The organism is Azospirillum mesophilum, from assembly GCF_053470405.2.
The window spans coordinates 15959-30838 of the sequence record NZ_JBPXMQ020000056.1; the positions used below are offsets into that span (position 1 = coordinate 15959).

General features: G+C 68.6%; 13 protein-coding genes. 2 read left to right on the forward strand and 11 right to left on the reverse strand.

The window, feature by feature from the left end:
• Positions 1-28 precede the first annotated feature (28 nt).
• From ACSVC7_RS29545 to ACSVC7_RS29585, 9 genes are all read right to left on the reverse strand, one after another.
• Complete coding sequence (locus tag ACSVC7_RS29545) at positions 29-448, reverse strand: type II toxin-antitoxin system HicB family antitoxin (RefSeq protein ID WP_448207968.1); 420 nt, start codon at positions 446-448, stop codon at positions 29-31.
• Entirely contained in the window at positions 448-627 is a 180-nt protein-coding gene (locus ACSVC7_RS29550) for a type II toxin-antitoxin system HicA family toxin (RefSeq protein WP_448207969.1), read from the reverse strand. The genes ACSVC7_RS29545 and ACSVC7_RS29550 overlap by 1 nt, the downstream gene beginning before the upstream one ends.
• Positions 628-1015: 388 nt before the next feature.
• The gene (locus ACSVC7_RS29555) at positions 1016-2074 is read right to left on the reverse strand and encodes an alpha-ketoacid dehydrogenase subunit beta (RefSeq protein WP_448207970.1); all 1059 of its coding nucleotides are present in this window, start codon (positions 2072-2074) and stop codon (positions 1016-1018) included.
• Positions 2067-3059 (reverse strand): thiamine pyrophosphate-dependent dehydrogenase E1 component subunit alpha, encoded by a 993-nt coding sequence (locus ACSVC7_RS29560; protein WP_448207971.1) that lies wholly within the window; start codon positions 3057-3059, stop codon positions 2067-2069. The genes ACSVC7_RS29555 and ACSVC7_RS29560 overlap by 8 nt, the downstream gene beginning before the upstream one ends.
• Positions 3060-3139: 80 nt before the next feature.
• Complete coding sequence (locus ACSVC7_RS29565) at positions 3140-4153, reverse strand: GHMP family kinase ATP-binding protein (protein ID WP_448207972.1); 1014 nt, start codon at positions 4151-4153, stop codon at positions 3140-3142.
• Entirely contained in the window at positions 4150-4875 is a 726-nt protein-coding gene (locus tag ACSVC7_RS29570) for a nucleotidyltransferase family protein (RefSeq protein ID WP_448207973.1), read from the reverse strand. Before ACSVC7_RS29570 ends, ACSVC7_RS29565 begins: the two co-directional genes overlap by 4 nt.
• Entirely contained in the window at positions 4865-6439 is a 1575-nt protein-coding gene (locus ACSVC7_RS29575) for a B12-binding domain-containing radical SAM protein (RefSeq protein WP_448207974.1), read from the reverse strand. Before ACSVC7_RS29575 ends, ACSVC7_RS29570 begins: the two co-directional genes overlap by 11 nt.
• 30 nt (positions 6440-6469) lie before the next feature.
• Positions 6470-7414: an NAD-dependent epimerase/dehydratase family protein gene (locus tag ACSVC7_RS29580; RefSeq protein ID WP_448207975.1), complete on the reverse strand. Its 945-nt coding sequence runs from the start codon at positions 7412-7414 to the stop codon at positions 6470-6472.
• Between the two features lie 34 nt (positions 7415-7448).
• Positions 7449-8618, reverse strand: a complete 1170-nt coding sequence (locus tag ACSVC7_RS29585; RefSeq protein ID WP_448207976.1) for a DegT/DnrJ/EryC1/StrS family aminotransferase — start codon at positions 8616-8618, stop codon at positions 7449-7451.
• A gap of 252 nt (positions 8619-8870) precedes the next feature.
• On the opposite strand from ACSVC7_RS29585, the gene ACSVC7_RS29590 reads away from it, so the two are divergent.
• The gene (locus ACSVC7_RS29590; RefSeq protein WP_448207977.1) at positions 8871-10175 is read left to right on the forward strand and encodes a nucleotide sugar dehydrogenase; all 1305 of its coding nucleotides are present in this window, start codon (positions 8871-8873) and stop codon (positions 10173-10175) included.
• Positions 10176-10211: 36 nt separating this feature from the next.
• Here the strand turns inward: ACSVC7_RS29590 and ACSVC7_RS29595 are convergent, their stop codons facing one another.
• Both ACSVC7_RS29595 and ACSVC7_RS29600 read right to left on the reverse strand, forming a co-directional pair.
• Positions 10212-11381: a glycosyltransferase family protein gene (locus ACSVC7_RS29595; protein WP_448207978.1), complete on the reverse strand. Its 1170-nt coding sequence runs from the start codon at positions 11379-11381 to the stop codon at positions 10212-10214.
• 4 nt (positions 11382-11385) lie between these two features.
• The gene (locus tag ACSVC7_RS29600) at positions 11386-13125 is read right to left on the reverse strand and encodes a glycosyltransferase (protein WP_448207979.1); all 1740 of its coding nucleotides are present in this window, start codon (positions 13123-13125) and stop codon (positions 11386-11388) included.
• 251 nt (positions 13126-13376) lie between these two features.
• On the opposite strand from ACSVC7_RS29600, the gene ACSVC7_RS29605 reads away from it, so the two are divergent.
• Positions 13377-14780, forward strand: a complete 1404-nt coding sequence (locus tag ACSVC7_RS29605) for a glycosyltransferase family protein (RefSeq protein ID WP_448207980.1) — start codon at positions 13377-13379, stop codon at positions 14778-14780.
• The last annotated feature ends 100 nt before the right edge of the window (positions 14781-14880 follow it).

Here is a 14880-nt window from a genome sequence, read left to right on the forward strand (position 1 = left end):
GAAGACGGGTAGGCGAGCGTGCGCCAGCTTATCGGCGCGTGCCCTGTTGGGAAGGCTTATGGGCGTTCAGGGTGAGGCGCGCGATGAACGCGCCGCGGCTCTGGCCTTCCGCCCTGGCCAGATCATCGAGGCGGCGGAGCACCCGCTTGGGCAGTGTGATGTTGACACGCTCGATGGTGTCGTCGAAGAGAACCTCGTCCAGTTCGATGACACCCACGGTCCAGCCGGCATAGTCCGGCAGATCGCGAACGGCTTCCAGGCTGGACGGCGCCGGAAGGGGCGTTCCATCGTCCAGGGCCGCGTCGATCCAGGCCGCAGCCGCCTCCTTGGCCGCATCGATGGCCTCGTCCAGCGTGTCTCCGGCGGAGAAGCAGCCCGGCAGATCCGGCACGACGACGCCGAACGCGGTGTCGGCCGAGCCGGGCTCGATGAGAATTGGATAGCGCATCAGAGACCTGCCTGTTTCCGGATCGCCGCGACGAGGCCCGCGCCAAGGTCCTTTTTCGGATGGGGAACCACCACGATCCCCGGCCGCGACGGATGCTTGAAGACATGATGGGAACCCCGAACCCGGTCGAGGAACCACCGGGCATCAATCAGTTCCCGGATCAGGTCGGCGCTCTTCATGATGTGTAAGATGTCCACGGGCCTCGCGGGTGTCAACAATACACACTGCAAGGCCGGGCTCGAAGTCCAGCTGGCCGCCGACGGTGATGAAGCCGACGAATAATCGGCAGGGTGAAACTGGTGTCGGTGGGCATGTCGGAACCTGGGACGTACGGGCACGAGTGCGCCCGGCTCCAGGGAGGAGTAGGGACCGCTCACATCCTAAAATTGATATACCTCTATCGTTTTGGATGTGTGCATCACCCCTAATGAATAGCCGACCCGCGCTCGACCAGCTATTCTCGACGATTCACGGATGGCTGCGCAGCCCGAACCTTTTGCAGCGCAAGCGCATGGCGCCCTTGTTTCAAGGACACCACACACCACGTGGCGAACTGGCCAGGTCGGGTCAGAACGGTCCGCGGAACCACGTCTGGTGGATCAGCCTGGCGCGTTCCGGATCGGGCGCCCACGAGGGAGCCTGCGGACGCACCATCGCGTGGATGGCGGTCGCGATGGTGCCGGGGTTCGGATAGAAGCGGTTCTCCAGAACCGGAGACGGCGGGCAGGTCGTCGGCTCGAAGCCGATCCGCTTCACGGCCACACGCGCATCCGGCCCCAGCCGCTCCAGCACCTGGGCAACGATTTCGGCACCGGCGCCGCACATGGTCCAGCCGTTGTCGGCGACCAGCAGGCGCCCGGTGCGTCGAACCGAGTCCACGATGGTGTCGATGTCCAGGGGGGCCAGCCAGATCGGGTCGATCACCTCGACCGAGACGCCAGTCTCCTCGACCAGGCTGCGGGCACGCAGGCACTCGACCACCATGTTGGAGATGCCCACCACCGTGATGTCGCTTCCCGGCGCCACGACGCGCGCCTTGCCCGGACGCACCTCGAACGGCTCCTCGGGGACATGCGCCTCCATCGGGTAGAGCAGCCGGTGCTCCATGAAGACGACCGGGTCGTCGTCGCGGATCGCGGCGGTCATGCAGCCCTTGGCGTCATGCGCGTTGGAGGGGGCCGCCACCTTCAATCCCGGCACGTGCATGAACATGGAGTGCAGGGCCTGGCTGTGCTGGGCGCCCTGCCCCCAGCTCTTGCCGATCATCGAGCGCACGACCATCGGCACCCGGACCGCGCCGCCGTACATGTAGCGGGCCTTGGCGGCGATGTTCACGAGCTGGTTCATGCACAGCAGCAGGAAGTCCATGCGGATGTGGACATGGACCGGGCGCATCCCGGCCATGGCCGCGCCGATGGCGACGCCGGTCATGGCGTCCTCGGACAGCGGCGTCGTGAAGACGCGGTCCGGCCCGAATTCCTGGAGCAGCCCCCGCGTCGATCCCTGGATCGCCCGGTGGTCGTCGACGTCGAGCCCGAAGAGAAACACGCTTTCGTCGCGCGCCATCTCCTGCGCGAACGCTTCGCGCAGGGCATCGACGTAGCGCAGCAGGCGTCCCTCAGCCATAGACGTGCTCATACAATTCCTCGGGGTCTGGAAAGGGACTGGCCTCGGCGAAGGCGAAGGCTGCGGCGACGTCCGCCCGGATCTCGGCGTCGATCCGCGCGCGCAGGGCCGGGTCGATCCGGTCAGCAAGGCGCTCCACCTGATCGTCCGCCTCCCACGGCGCGAGTTCGTCGGCCGGGCGGTACCCCTGGTCGTAGTCGCGGTTGGGGCCGACATGCTCCAGCCAGCGGTAGCACAGCACCTCCAGAAAGGCCGGACCGGCACCGGCCCGCATCGCCGCGACCGCTTCGGCGGCGTGCGCCCGCACGGTTGCGAGGCTGCCGTCGGAAATGCGTTCGGCCGGGATGCCGTAGGTGGCGACGCGCTCGACCAGGCGGTCGGTCGCCCAGCGCTTGGAGAGCGGTTCGTGAATGGCGTACCCGTTGTTCTCACAGACGAACAGGATGGGCAGCCTGTGCAGGGCCGCGAAGTTCAGGCTCTCGGCGAAGCACCCCTCCTCGGTGGCGCCATCGCCGAGGAAGCAGACGACCACCTGCCCGGTCCGCTGGCGCTTGGCGGCAAGCGCGAACCCGACGGCGACCGGGATGTTGGTGCCCACGACGGCCGAGGCGCCGATCACGCCGGCCTTCGGATCGACGAGGTGCATCGAGCCGCCCCGGCCCTTCGCGCAGCCCGTGCGCTTGCCGTACATCTCCGCGACCATGGCGCCGAGGTCGCCGCCCTTGGCGACATAGGCCGCATGCCCGCGGTAGGTGATGGAAACGCGGTCGTCCGGCGTCAGCGCGTCGCACACGCCAACCGCCACGAACTCCTGCCCGATGGACAGGTGAATGGGGCTCTTGATCTTGTCGGTCGGGTAGACGCGCGCGATCTCTTCTTCCAGATGGCGGATCAGACGCATCCTGCGGTACAGGCGAGTCGCCGTGTCCTGGTCCAGATCGCTTCGGTTTTCCGGGTCCACAAAAGCCTCGCTGCAAGGTGCCAAGACGCATCGCTCCTCATCAGGAAGCGACGGCGGGATCGAAGCCGGCTTCCGCTCCGGTCGAGGAGGTCCAAGCCCTCCCATCACTCCCTCGCCCGCTCTTTGAAATCATTGGGTTCGTAAACTACGATTTTGCTGCCGCCATTGTCGAAACGGAATTTCACCGCCGTCCGATCTTTCAGATGCTCGCGCAGACCGGCCTGCCGCTCCGGCGGGACGAACAGGAGCAGGAAGCCGCCGCCGCCGGCGCCCAGCAATTTTCCTCCCAGGGCACCGGCGCGGAGGGCGGCTTCGTAAAGCTCATCAATGGCGGCGTTGGAGACGTTGGGCGACAGCGTGCGCTTCAGCATCCAGCTTTCGTGAAGCAACCGCCCGAGATCGTTCAGGTCCCGCTGCGGGCTGCCGAGGATCGACGAGGCCTCATCGACCATGATGCGCATGCCGTGAAGCTGTGCCTCGCGCTTGTCGAGGTTCGCGATCTTTTCCTTCTCGATGTCCGGGGCGTAGCGCGACAGGCCGGTGAAACAGAGGACAAGGTGGTTCTGCAGGGTCTCTCGGCGCTCGCGGTCCATGATGAGCGGGGTGACGGTGATGGAACCGTCCATGTTGAAGTCGATCCGGTTCAATCCCCCGTAGGCCGCCCACACCTGATCCTGCGAGCCGACCGCCTCGCCGATCACCTTCTGCTCGATGCGGATCGCCTCGCCGGCCAACTGCTCCTTGCTCGCCATCCGGCCGGAGAAGGCGTGGAGGGCGTTCAGAAGCCCGACCGTGAAGGAGGAACTCGACCCCAGCCCCGACCGTGCCGGCAGGTCGCCGTCGTGGTGGATTTCCAGCCCCTCGGTCACGCCCATCTCGCCCAGCACCGCGCGGACGGCGGGGTGCCGGATCTCGGCGATCTCCCGGACCTGCTCGATGTTCGAGTAGACAATGCGGTGCCGGTACTCGAAGAAGGGCGGCAGCGTGCGCAGGCTGATGTAGCAGTACTTGTCGATGGCGCCGCCGATCACGGCCCCGCCATGGGCGCGGTACCAGTTCGGGAAGTCGGTTCCGCCGCCGAACAGGGAGACGCGGAAGGGCGTGCGGCTGATGATCATGCGTCCGCCCGCGCCAGCACATCGTCCGCCGCGGCCAGGCTTTCGGGGGTGCCGATGTCGATGAAGCGCGCCTGGACGACATGGGCGTACAGCGTCCCCGCCGGCGCCCTTTCCAGGACGTCGCGCTCCAGCGACGTTGCCCCCGCCGCGACGAAGCGGTCCAGGAACGCGGCGGAGACGAGATACACGCCGGCGTTCACCGTTCCGCGGCCGGGCGCCTTTTCGACGAAGCGGCGGATCCGGCCGTCGGAGTCCACCTCCACCCGGCCATAGCGCGCGGCGTCCTCCACCGCCACGCACAGCACCGACGCTTCGGCCTTTGAGGTCCGGTGCGCGGCGACGAAGGCGCCGAGATCGGCATCGACGAAGGTATCGCCATTCAACACCAGCACCAGGTCGGAGCGCAGCGCGTCGCGCGCGTGGGCCAGGGCGCCGGCGGTGCCGAGCGGCCGCGGCTCGATCCGGCACGTGACGTCGAGGGCGCCGTCGACATCCCCGCGGGCCAGCCACGCCGTCACCCGGTCGGACAGATGGCCGAGGCACAGCACCACGCGCCGCGCGCCGAACCCCGTCAGGCGATCCAGCAGGTGGCCGAGGAAGGCGCGGCCCGCCACGGGGGCCAGCACCTTGGGCGTGTCGCCCAGGACATCGCGGATGCGGGTGCCGAGACCGCCGGCCAGGACGGCGACATCGATGCCCGCCAGGGCGCCCTCAGGTTCCACCGATGCTCCCTTCCCGTGCGCCGGCTTCCGCGTCCTCCAGGAGATTCCGGTGCAGCGTGTGCCGGGTCATCCGACGGATGTGGCGGCTGGTGTCCGCGCCGAAGCGCTGATCGACCATCTTCAAGTAGCGCGGATTGGTGAAGTATTCGGTAAAGGCCTTGTCCCGGAACGCCAGAACCTCCGCGGCCGTCAGCTTTTCCGTTGCCAGCGGCTTGCAGTCGGCGCTGTGCTGGGAAAAGCCGCTCCAACTCTCCGGCAGATCCCAGCCCTTCGCCACCGCTTGGTCGTAGAGCGGCGATCCCGGATAGGCCATGGCCGAGTAGAAGTTGGCGAACTCGCAGTTCAGCTCCTTGGCGAGGTCGAGCGTGGCGCGCATCGAGTCCGCGTCGTCGTCCGGCAAGCCGAAGATGTAGTTGCCGATGACGTTGATCCCCGCCTCCTGGATCGTGCGGACGATGCCCACGATGTCCTCGTTGCGCAGCGCCTTCTTGGCGCCGTCGCGCACATGCTTGCTCCCCGACTCGATGCCCAGCGCCAGCCAGCGGAAACCGGCCCGGCGCAGCAGGTCGAGCATGTGCGGCTTCACCGTGTCCACGCGGGCGTAGGCCCAGAGGTTCAGCGTGTTGCCGAGCCGTTCGTTGCGCGGGACCAGCCCCTCGCAGATCGCGGTGACGTGCCGTTCGTTCAGCACGAACATCTCGTCCACGATCTTGAAGGTGCGCACCCCATACTGCTCGATCAGCAGGTCGATCTCGCGCAGCACCATGTCGGGCGAGCGGAACCGGTAGCCGTTCTTGCCGAAGGGCGCGTTGATGCAGCAGAAGCTGCATTTGTACGGGCAGCCCAGCGTCGTGTAGATCGATGCGTAGGGCATGCGGGTGCCCATGTCGCCGAAGCACTGCCAGTTGTGCGCCCGGTACTTTTCCATGGGCAGGAGATCCCAGGACGAGGCCGGCAGGTCGCGGTCCAGGTCCTCGACCAGCGGTGCTGGCGGGGTGCGGCGCACCTCGCCGTCCTGCCAGTGCACGATGCCCGGCACCTCCGACAGATCGCCTGGGGACCGATCACCCGGGGACAGGCCGTCCGGCGTCCCGGACTTCAGCGCGCGCAGCAGCGCGTCCACGGTGACCGGCCCTTCGCCGGTGATGGCGACGTCCACCGCCTCCTCGCGCAGGGTGCGTTCCGGCAGGGCGGCGACGTGCCCGCCGACGATGGCGACGGTCTGCTCCGGCGCCGCCTCCTTCACCGCGCGCGCCAGTGCGCCCGCGGCCGGCATGGACTGGGTGGAGGCCGAGGGCTGGTGGCCGTAGACGACGATGGTGACGAGGCGCGGCGCCATCTCCGCCACCTTGGCGGCGACAGTGGCGGGATCCCATCCCTCCGCCTCGCTGTCGATGATGGCGACGCTGTGGCCGTGCCGGCGGCAGTAGGTGGCGATCAGGCCGCACCACAGCGGCGGCTCGATGGCCGTCAGCTCCTCGCCGAGACTCTGGTAGATCCGGCCGCGGCCGCCCGGATGGATCAGCACGAGATCGAGGCGATCATCGGTCTTGGCATCGCTCATGGGGGCGCTCATGGCGGCGGCCTTTCCCGGTCAGACGTTGCCGTGGACGCTGTTCCGCAGCATGCGGTATCCCTTGATCAGCTCCCGGATGCCGTCGTCCAGGGAATGGGCCGGCGTGTAGCCGGTCGCCTCGATCCGCTCGTTGGAGACAATGTAGTCGCGCTTGTCCGGATCCTCGCCGATCGGCGCCTCCAGGAACACGAACTTCGGCAGGTGGGCGCGGATGCGCTCGCACAGTTCCCACTTCGACAGGTTGGCGTCCGACAGGCCGACGTTGTAGGGCCGGTCCTTCATGGCGTCGAAGCGCTCCAGCCCGTGCAGGAAGGCGCGCGCCACGTCGCGGATGTGGATGTAGTTGCGCTTGAAGTGCGGCTCGAACAGCACAACCGCCCGGTCGTGGACGGCGCGGTAGACGAAGTCGTTGACCAGCAGGTCCACCCGCATGCGCGGGGCCATGCCGAACACCGTGGCCAGCCGGAAGGAAATGGCGTTGCCGCGTTCCAGCACCGCCTGCTCCGCTTCCACCTTGGTACGGCCGTACAGCGAGATCGGGCGCAGCGGCGTGTCCTCGGTGCAGAACTTTCCCTGCTCCCCGATGCCGTAGCCGGAGTTGGTGACCGGCATCATGATGCGCTGGTCCCTGGACAGCAGGCGGATCAGCGTCAGCACCGCGTCGCGGTTGGTCGAGGTCGCGGCCAGCGTGTCGGCGTCGCACAGCGGAGCGCCCACCAGGGCGGCCAGCGGGATCACCAGGTCGGCGTCCTTGACCAGCGGCTTCAGAACCTCTTCGCTGCGGGCGTCGCCGCGCACGATGTCGAAGTCCGGGTGCGCGCAGACATGCGCCAGGGGCGCCTGCCGGAACAGGAAGCTGTCCAGCACGGTCACCCGGTGGCCGGCCTCCAGCAGGGCCGGAACCATGATGGAGCCGAGATAGCCGGCGCCACCGGTCACGAGAATGTTCAAACGGTCGGCCATATCGGTTCCCGCGACTGGTTTGGGGGCGATGGGTTCAGGAGCAGACGCGATCGAGGACCGCGCGCAGACGCTCGATCTGCGGGGTCAGGTCGAAGGGCTGGTTGCCGACGAAGAAGCCCAGGTCGTGGGCGGTGTAGGCGTTTTCGATGCGGTCGACGATCTCGTAGTCGTAGTGCTTGAGCACGTCGTGGCGCAGGAAGCAACCGCCCGTGATGATGCGGAAGCCGATGTCGGCCTCCTTCAGCGCCGCGAAGACCCTTTCGCGGTCGGGGTTGCGCGCCGGGTTCAGGACGATGGTGAAGCTGAAGGACGAGGAGGCGCCGTTTTCGCGCTGGATGACGAAGCGCTCGTCCCCGGCGAACAGGCTTTGGAACAGCGCCATGTTCTTCCGGCGCGCGGCGATCATGGCGGGCAGCTTCTTCAGCTGTTCGCGCCCGATGGCGGCCTCGATCTCCAGGGGGCGGACGTTGTAGCCGGGCAGGATGAAGCGGTACGCCTCGAAATGGTCGGACGAGGTGCGCTCGAACAGCGGGGTGTCCGGCGGCAGGTCGCGGGTCCAGCCGTGGGCGCGCATGGACCGGCAGAGATGCGCCAGCTCCAGATCGTCGGTCAGCACCATCCCGCCTTCCATGGTCGAGATGTGGTGCGAGAAGAAGAAGCTGAAGGTGTTCAGGTCGCCGAAGGTGCCGGTCTTGCGCCCGTTCAGCTCCGCACCCATGGACTCGCAATTGTCCTCCAGGACATAGAGGCCATGCGCGTCGGCGAAGGCGCGGATCACGTCGAGGGCGGCCGGGTTGCCGAGGATCGACACCGGCACGATGGCCCGTGTCTTTGGCGTCAGCGCCTGTTCCAGCTTCGAGACGTCCATGTTGAGCGTTTCCAGCTCGACATCCACGAAGCGCAGCTTCAGCCCGTACTGCTGCAGCGGGTGATAGGTCGTGGCCCAGGAGATGGCCGGGACGATGACCTCGTCGCCGCGCTGGAGCGGCCGGTCCTTCTTGTAGGCGAGGGCGGCGACCGAGATCAGGTTGGCCGAGGAGCCCGAATTCACCATGATGCCGTGGCGGACGCCGAACCAGTCGGCGAACTCCCGCTCGAAGGCGGCGACATGCTCACCCATCGTGAAGCGGCCCGAGGCGATCACGCGCTGCAACGCTTCGGTCTCTTCCACCCCCCAGGTGGAGGCCGCCAACTCATAGAACATACGCTCGACCTCGGCTTCTCGGGACCGGCGACGCGCGCCTGAAGACCGGCCCACGCGGGCAAGCCTTCCCCTTACGGGAACCGTCCCCGTTGTCGGTGAGTGGTCGTTAATAACAGTTTAATGGCTGGAGCGGGAGGATCGGCGGCCCGCCGCAGCGCTCCTTTCCTGGCTCCCGCTCCGGGGGCGAGCGTGTATAAGGGGCGACTCTCTCCACCTTGACCTTTCCCTCCTTCCCAAGGAGCCTCCACCGCCATGACCCACTCCCGCCGCATTTCGGTGATCGGCCTTGGTTACGTCGGCCTTCCGGTGGCCGTCGCCTTCGGCCGGACCGGCGTGCCCGTCATCGCCTTCGACATCGACGCGCGGCGCATCACCGCCCTGAAGGCCGGACACGACCACACGGGCGAGGTGGCGGACGCGGACTTGGCGGCGGCCGGCCTGCACCTGACCGACGACCCGGCCGACCTGGAGCGGGCCGACTTCCACATCGTCACCGTGCCGACGCCGATCGACGACGCCAAGCGCCCGGACCTGCGCCCGCTGCTGGCCGCCAGCCGCACCGTCGGGCGGCGCCTGAAGCGCGGCGACGTGGTGGTCTACGAGTCCACCGTCTACCCCGGCGCCACCGAGCTGGACTGCGTGCCGGTGCTGGAGGCGGAATCGGGCCTGACCTACGGGCGGGACTTCACCGTCGGCTACTCGCCGGAGCGCATCAACCCCGGCGACAAGGAGCACCGGTTCGAGACCATCACCAAGGTCGTCTCCGGCTCCGACCCGGCGACGCGGGAACTCGTCGCGGCGGTCTACGGCAGCGTGGTGAAGGCCGGCGTGCACGAGGCCGCCTCCATCGCCGTGGCGGAGGCCGCCAAGGTGATCGAGAACACCCAGCGCGACGTCAACATCGCCCTGATGAACGAGCTGGCGGTGATCTTCCACCGTCTGGGCATCGACACCCGCGACGTGCTGGCCGCCGCCGGCACCAAGTGGAACTTCCTGAAGTTCCAGCCGGGCCTCGTCGGCGGTCACTGCATCGGCGTCGACCCCTACTACCTGACCCACCGGGCCGAGCAGCTGGGCCACAACCCGGAGGTCATCCTGGCCGGCCGGCGCATCAACGACACCATGGGCCAGTATGTGGCGCAGGAGGCGGTGAAGCGGCTGCTGCGCCGGCGCGTGGGGCAAGGCGGCGGACAGTCCGGGCCGCTGCGGGCGACCGTGCTTGGGCTCACCTTCAAGGAGGACGTGCCGGACATCCGCAACACCCGGGTGGTGGACATCGTGGCCGAGCTGCGCAGCTTCGGCGTGGAGGTCGCGGTGCACGACCCGCTGGCCTCGGCGGACGAGGTGGCGCACGAGTACGGCCTCGCCCTGACCGCGCGCGCGGACCTGCCGCCGGCCGACGCGGTGGTGCTGGCCGTCCCGCACGCCGCTTATCGGGCGGAGGGCTGGGGCCTCGTGACCAGCCTTTTGAAGGACGGCCGCGGCCTCGTCATGGACGTGAAGGGCCTGCTCGACCGCAGCCGGCTGCCGGACGGCGTGGACCTTTGGCGCCTGTGAAGGCCGGCGCCCGAAACGCGCGCCGAGGCGCCGATTTCATTCGGGGGAGCGTCCCGCCAGCCTCTCGTAAAGCCCGATCAGCCGGTCGGCCAGGGCCGTGTTGTCATGCAGCCGGAGAATCGAGCTGCGGGCGATCGCCCGCTTGCGCGCCAGATCGTCGGGGTGCGTGATGCAATGCTCGATGACCCGCTCAAGGTCGTCGAGCGTGGTGAAGATGAAGCCGCTGTCTTTCAAGTCGGGCGTCATGAACTCCGGCCGGACCCAGGTCACCGTCGGCACGCCGCAGCACATCGCCTCGATCTGGCCGTTGGCATAATAGCCCATCTTCATCTTGCCGATGGCCAGGTCGGCACGGGCGTATTCGGCCATGACGCGGTCATGCGGCACATCGCGCAGGAAGACGAACTCGACGGGATAGCCTTTCTCCCGCAGGCGCCGCACGGCGGCTTCGATGGCCGCGGTCCCTTCGATTCCCGGATGGACGGTGGCATGGACGATCCGGAAGTCCGGGCGGTCCGGCCAGAACGGCTCCGTGCGCGGCGGCACGATCATGTCGACCGGGGCGAAGAAGGGGAAATGCGTGGCGCCGGGCAGGAAATCCAGCATGTCCGGCGTCGTCACCAGGACGGCGTCGGCATGGTCGGCCGCCAGATCGCGCCGGAGGGCGCTGCTCGCCCGCTGGCAGATGGGCGGGTGATAGTCACAGTCCTGGCAGATGTTGGACTGCGGATGCAGCCGCATGTTCCGTTCGCGGTCGCGCGCCTCGCAGCCGCGGAAATGGGCGACGACGGTCCGGCCCATGCGCTTGAGCAGCGCCAGCTCCCAGCCGAGCTGGGTGTGCGTGGTCATGAAGTGCAGATGCACCGTCTCGTAGCGCGCCACCACGCTCCAGAACCACCACCATTCCTTGAGCCGGCGGTATCCCACGCGGTGGTCCGCCCGGAAGACATAGTCGCACCGGTCCCAGAACGGCGAGGTGCCCACCGCCATGTAATCGGCACGGTAGCCCCGCTCCCGCAGCAGCTGAACGGTGTAGTAGGGGATGTGCACCATGTAGGATATGTGCAGGACCGAGCGCCGCCGTGCAGCGGGGCGGAACAGAGCCGCCAGGGCCCGGTCGATCCACGCCGGACGTTCCCCGCGGTGCTCCGTTGCGGCAGGGCGGGGCGGGGATCCGGCGGCGAGGCTGGAGGGGAGGGGGCGCATGGTTTCAGGCGCTCTCCCAAATCCGGAGGTTCGGTGCAGGGGCGGCTTGGAACCCGTCATCCAGGGCGCGGGCGAAGCCGCCACGGGTCCATCCCTCCTCGATGAAGTCCGACACCTCGGTCGCCCAGCGGACGCCGGAATGCAGGCGGGCCGAGCTGTGCTGTGCCGTCCGGCGCAGCCGATGCATCAGCCCCGGATTGTCCAGGAGCTGGCGGATTCCGGTGCGCAGGCGGGTCTGGAACAGCGGATCGGGGGGCATGTCCGAGGGATGGAGCAGGCGGCGGCCGTCCTCGGCGTAGAGCGTTCCCTCGCGGCGGGGGGTGATGGCGGCGCGGCGTCCCGGTATGATCAGGCCGTTGACGCCGTGGCGCAGGAACTCGGAGACGCCGAACACGTCGCTGGCCACGATCGCCAGCCCGGCGCGCAGCCCCCGCACCAGCGACACCGCATGCAGGACCCCGGAGGGGAGGAGGAAGATGTCGGCCTCGGCGAACAGGGCGTCGATGTCGGCATCGGACATGCGCCCGGTCAGCCAGGTGACGGCGGGATGGCGCAGGGTCCGCCGCACCAGCCCTTCGCAGCCCACGGCCGGGAACGACGAACGCATGACGAGGCGGATGTCGTAGCGCTCGGCCAGGGCCAGGAAGGCGGACAGCACGTCCGGGCCGCCGCGGATGTGGAAGTTGTCGTGGAACAGGCTGTTGGTGAACAGCAAAGTGGTCCGGCGCCGGCGCACGGCCGGGGCCGCCACGGCGAAGGGCCGGGGCCGCGGATCGAAGCCCATGCGGATGTACGCCGTCTTGCCGCGGATCGTGTCGTCCTGGAAAAGCTCGTCGAGCAGCCGCTTGGTTTCACGGACATGGGTGAAAACGCCCAGGCAGGCGTCCTCGGCCAGCCGTTGGCGAACCAGTTCGACCTGCGGATCGCCGGGCCGGATGACCGCCGTGGGGTGGGTGATCATCGGCGCGAACAGCATGTTCAGATGTTCCAGGTGGAACACCCAGGGCCGGCCGCTCGGTACGCCCGGCACCGTATGGTGGAACACGAGGTCGGCCGGCGGCTGGGCGTGGAAGGCCAGGGGCAGGCGGTGGACAAGGAAGTCGGCCAGGGCGGCGCGGTGCGGCCGGTCGAGACGGGAGGCCCAGGCGGAAAGCCTCGGCAGCAGGTCCAGCGCGCCGCCCGGGCGCTGGGGAGAATCGGCCCAACGCGCGTCCAGTCGTGATCCCGGTCCCAGGGCCGAGGTGATGACCGGATGCGGGCCGCCGTAGGGCCGGTAGGGCGCGAGCCGCCAGGGAACGACCGCGCTGAGCCGGCGGGATTTGGCCACGGCGCCGGGCGGCGCGGGAGGGGCGGGCGGCCCCAGGAGCGCCGCCAGGCGCGGGGCCAGGCACGGCTCCAGCGCCGCCGCCGCCAGGGCCACGGCATGCGGGCGCACCAGCCCGGGATCGCGGCGAGCCGCCTCCTCGGCCGCCGCGAAGGCGTCGTCGCACAGCAGCAGGCGCAGGCAGATGTGGGCAAGGTGCTGGTGGTCGGTGGCGTCGGCGTCCGGCAGGGCGACCGCCCGCCGCGCGGCGTCGAGCGCCGCGTCGAGCCTGCGTGACATGGCCAGGGCCATGCGCCGCCAACGCACCAGGGCGATGTCGTTCCAGCCGCCGCCGGGCAGGGCATCGAGGGTGGCGACGATCTCCTCCCAGCGGTGGGCATGAGCCAGGAGACGGAAGATGTCATTGCGATGCTGGCTCATGGACGAACCTTGGGTGGAGCTGGGACGATGGGCCGGAGAACCAGGGGCGGATAAAAGCGGCTGGCGCGGGTCGCGGTCAATGTTGACGGACCGTCCGTTAAGCTTTGGGAAATGGCGGCGGGTTGTACTGTCCGTTCCAGGCCGCCGGTTCCGGACGGGCCGGCCCTTTACGATAGGACACGCCATCCGATGACCGCCCGCCCGCGTGCCGGGGTGCCGCAAGGTCCGGACACCGCCAACGGAACCGCACCATGATGAAGATCCTATTCTTCAACCCGGAACAGTACGTCCATTTCGAGAACGAGCCGAGCAACGTCCAGCTCCGCCTCCCGATCCTGAACTGCGGGCTGGACATCGCGCACCGCGACCATGTGTACCAGCGGGACCTGAAGGCGCACGGGCGGGCCGAAATGGACCGCCGCGCCCTGGCGGCTGTGGCCGAGTTCCGGCCGGACGTGGTCGTCTACTCCGCCACTTGGGAGCACGAGAACCTGTCGCCCGGGGTGCTGAAGGCCATCCGCGACGGCGGCACGCCGGTGGTCGCCATGCTGTGGGACAGCTGGATCGAGCCGACCACGGCGGAAGCCGAACTGCTGGCCGGCAGCACGGTCCTGGTGGTCGGCGACAGCCTGCACACCTATCTGCGCTGCCGCATGGCGGGGCAGAGGCTGTCTCCGCGGACCAGCGTCGTCTTCTTCGGCGGCCAAGTGTTCACCGATTTGATCCGCCCCCTGCCGGGCGAGCCCAAGGAGTTTGATGTCACCCTCCTCGGGTCCAACGAGGGCGAGCGCGCCCATCTTGTCGTGTTCCTGGAGGAAGAGCTGTCCAGGCGCGGCCTGCGTTTCAACAAGGCCGGCGGGCTGGTGGATTCGCGGAAGGGGGCGTTCAAGCTCACCGACGACTGGGTGTCGTGGGACGATTACGTCCGCATCATCAACCGCTCGCGCCTGTGCCTGAACTCGCCGACCGACCCGACGCGGGTGCAAATCAAGGGCAAGATCTTCGACTACATGGCCTGTGGCGTCGCCTGCCTGACCGACGCCAACCCGCAGGTCCGCCGCTTCATTCCCGACGGCGCGGTGGCCCTGTTCGACGGCGCCGCGGATTGTCTGGCGCAGATCCTGCGCCTGTTGGACGACGAAGCTGAGCGCGAGCGGATCGCCGCAGCGGGGCACGGCTGGCTCCGGCGGACGTTCGACTACAAGGCGTTCTGGCGGGGCGTGCTGCAGGCAGCGCTCGGCGATGGTCACGCCTTGCCGGAGCCGCCGGGGCTGGCCGATGCCTGCGGCGCCTTCGAGACGGCGGACTCCGCCCTGTTGCGCGCGAATCTGGCTCTGGCCGGACACGCGGCGTTCCTCGCGCTCGCCGGCACCACGCCGCACCGGCTGCCGGTCGCCTGGTTGGGGCGGGACGGACGCCATCACCTGCTGGGCCTTGAGGACGGTCGGGCCGTCGCCACCAACCGAATGCCGGTCGACCTGCTTGCGGTTGCCGGCGAGATCCACGCCGCGTTTTCCGGAGGCCCGATGATCCCGCTGCCGACCGGCGTCGTGCGGCATGGTGCCGGCGGGCTTGTCATCGCCGCGGGCGAAAGCCTGGCCGACGTGCGCCGGCTTCTGGCGGAAGACCCCGCCGTGCGTCAGCCCCCGCTCTAACACTACTCTGCCAGCCCGACCGAGAGGACGGTTCCGCAAGTCTGTTAAGCATTCCAGTACAGTTTCTGGGAGGCGGCGATGGGCAGGGCCGAAGCGGCGT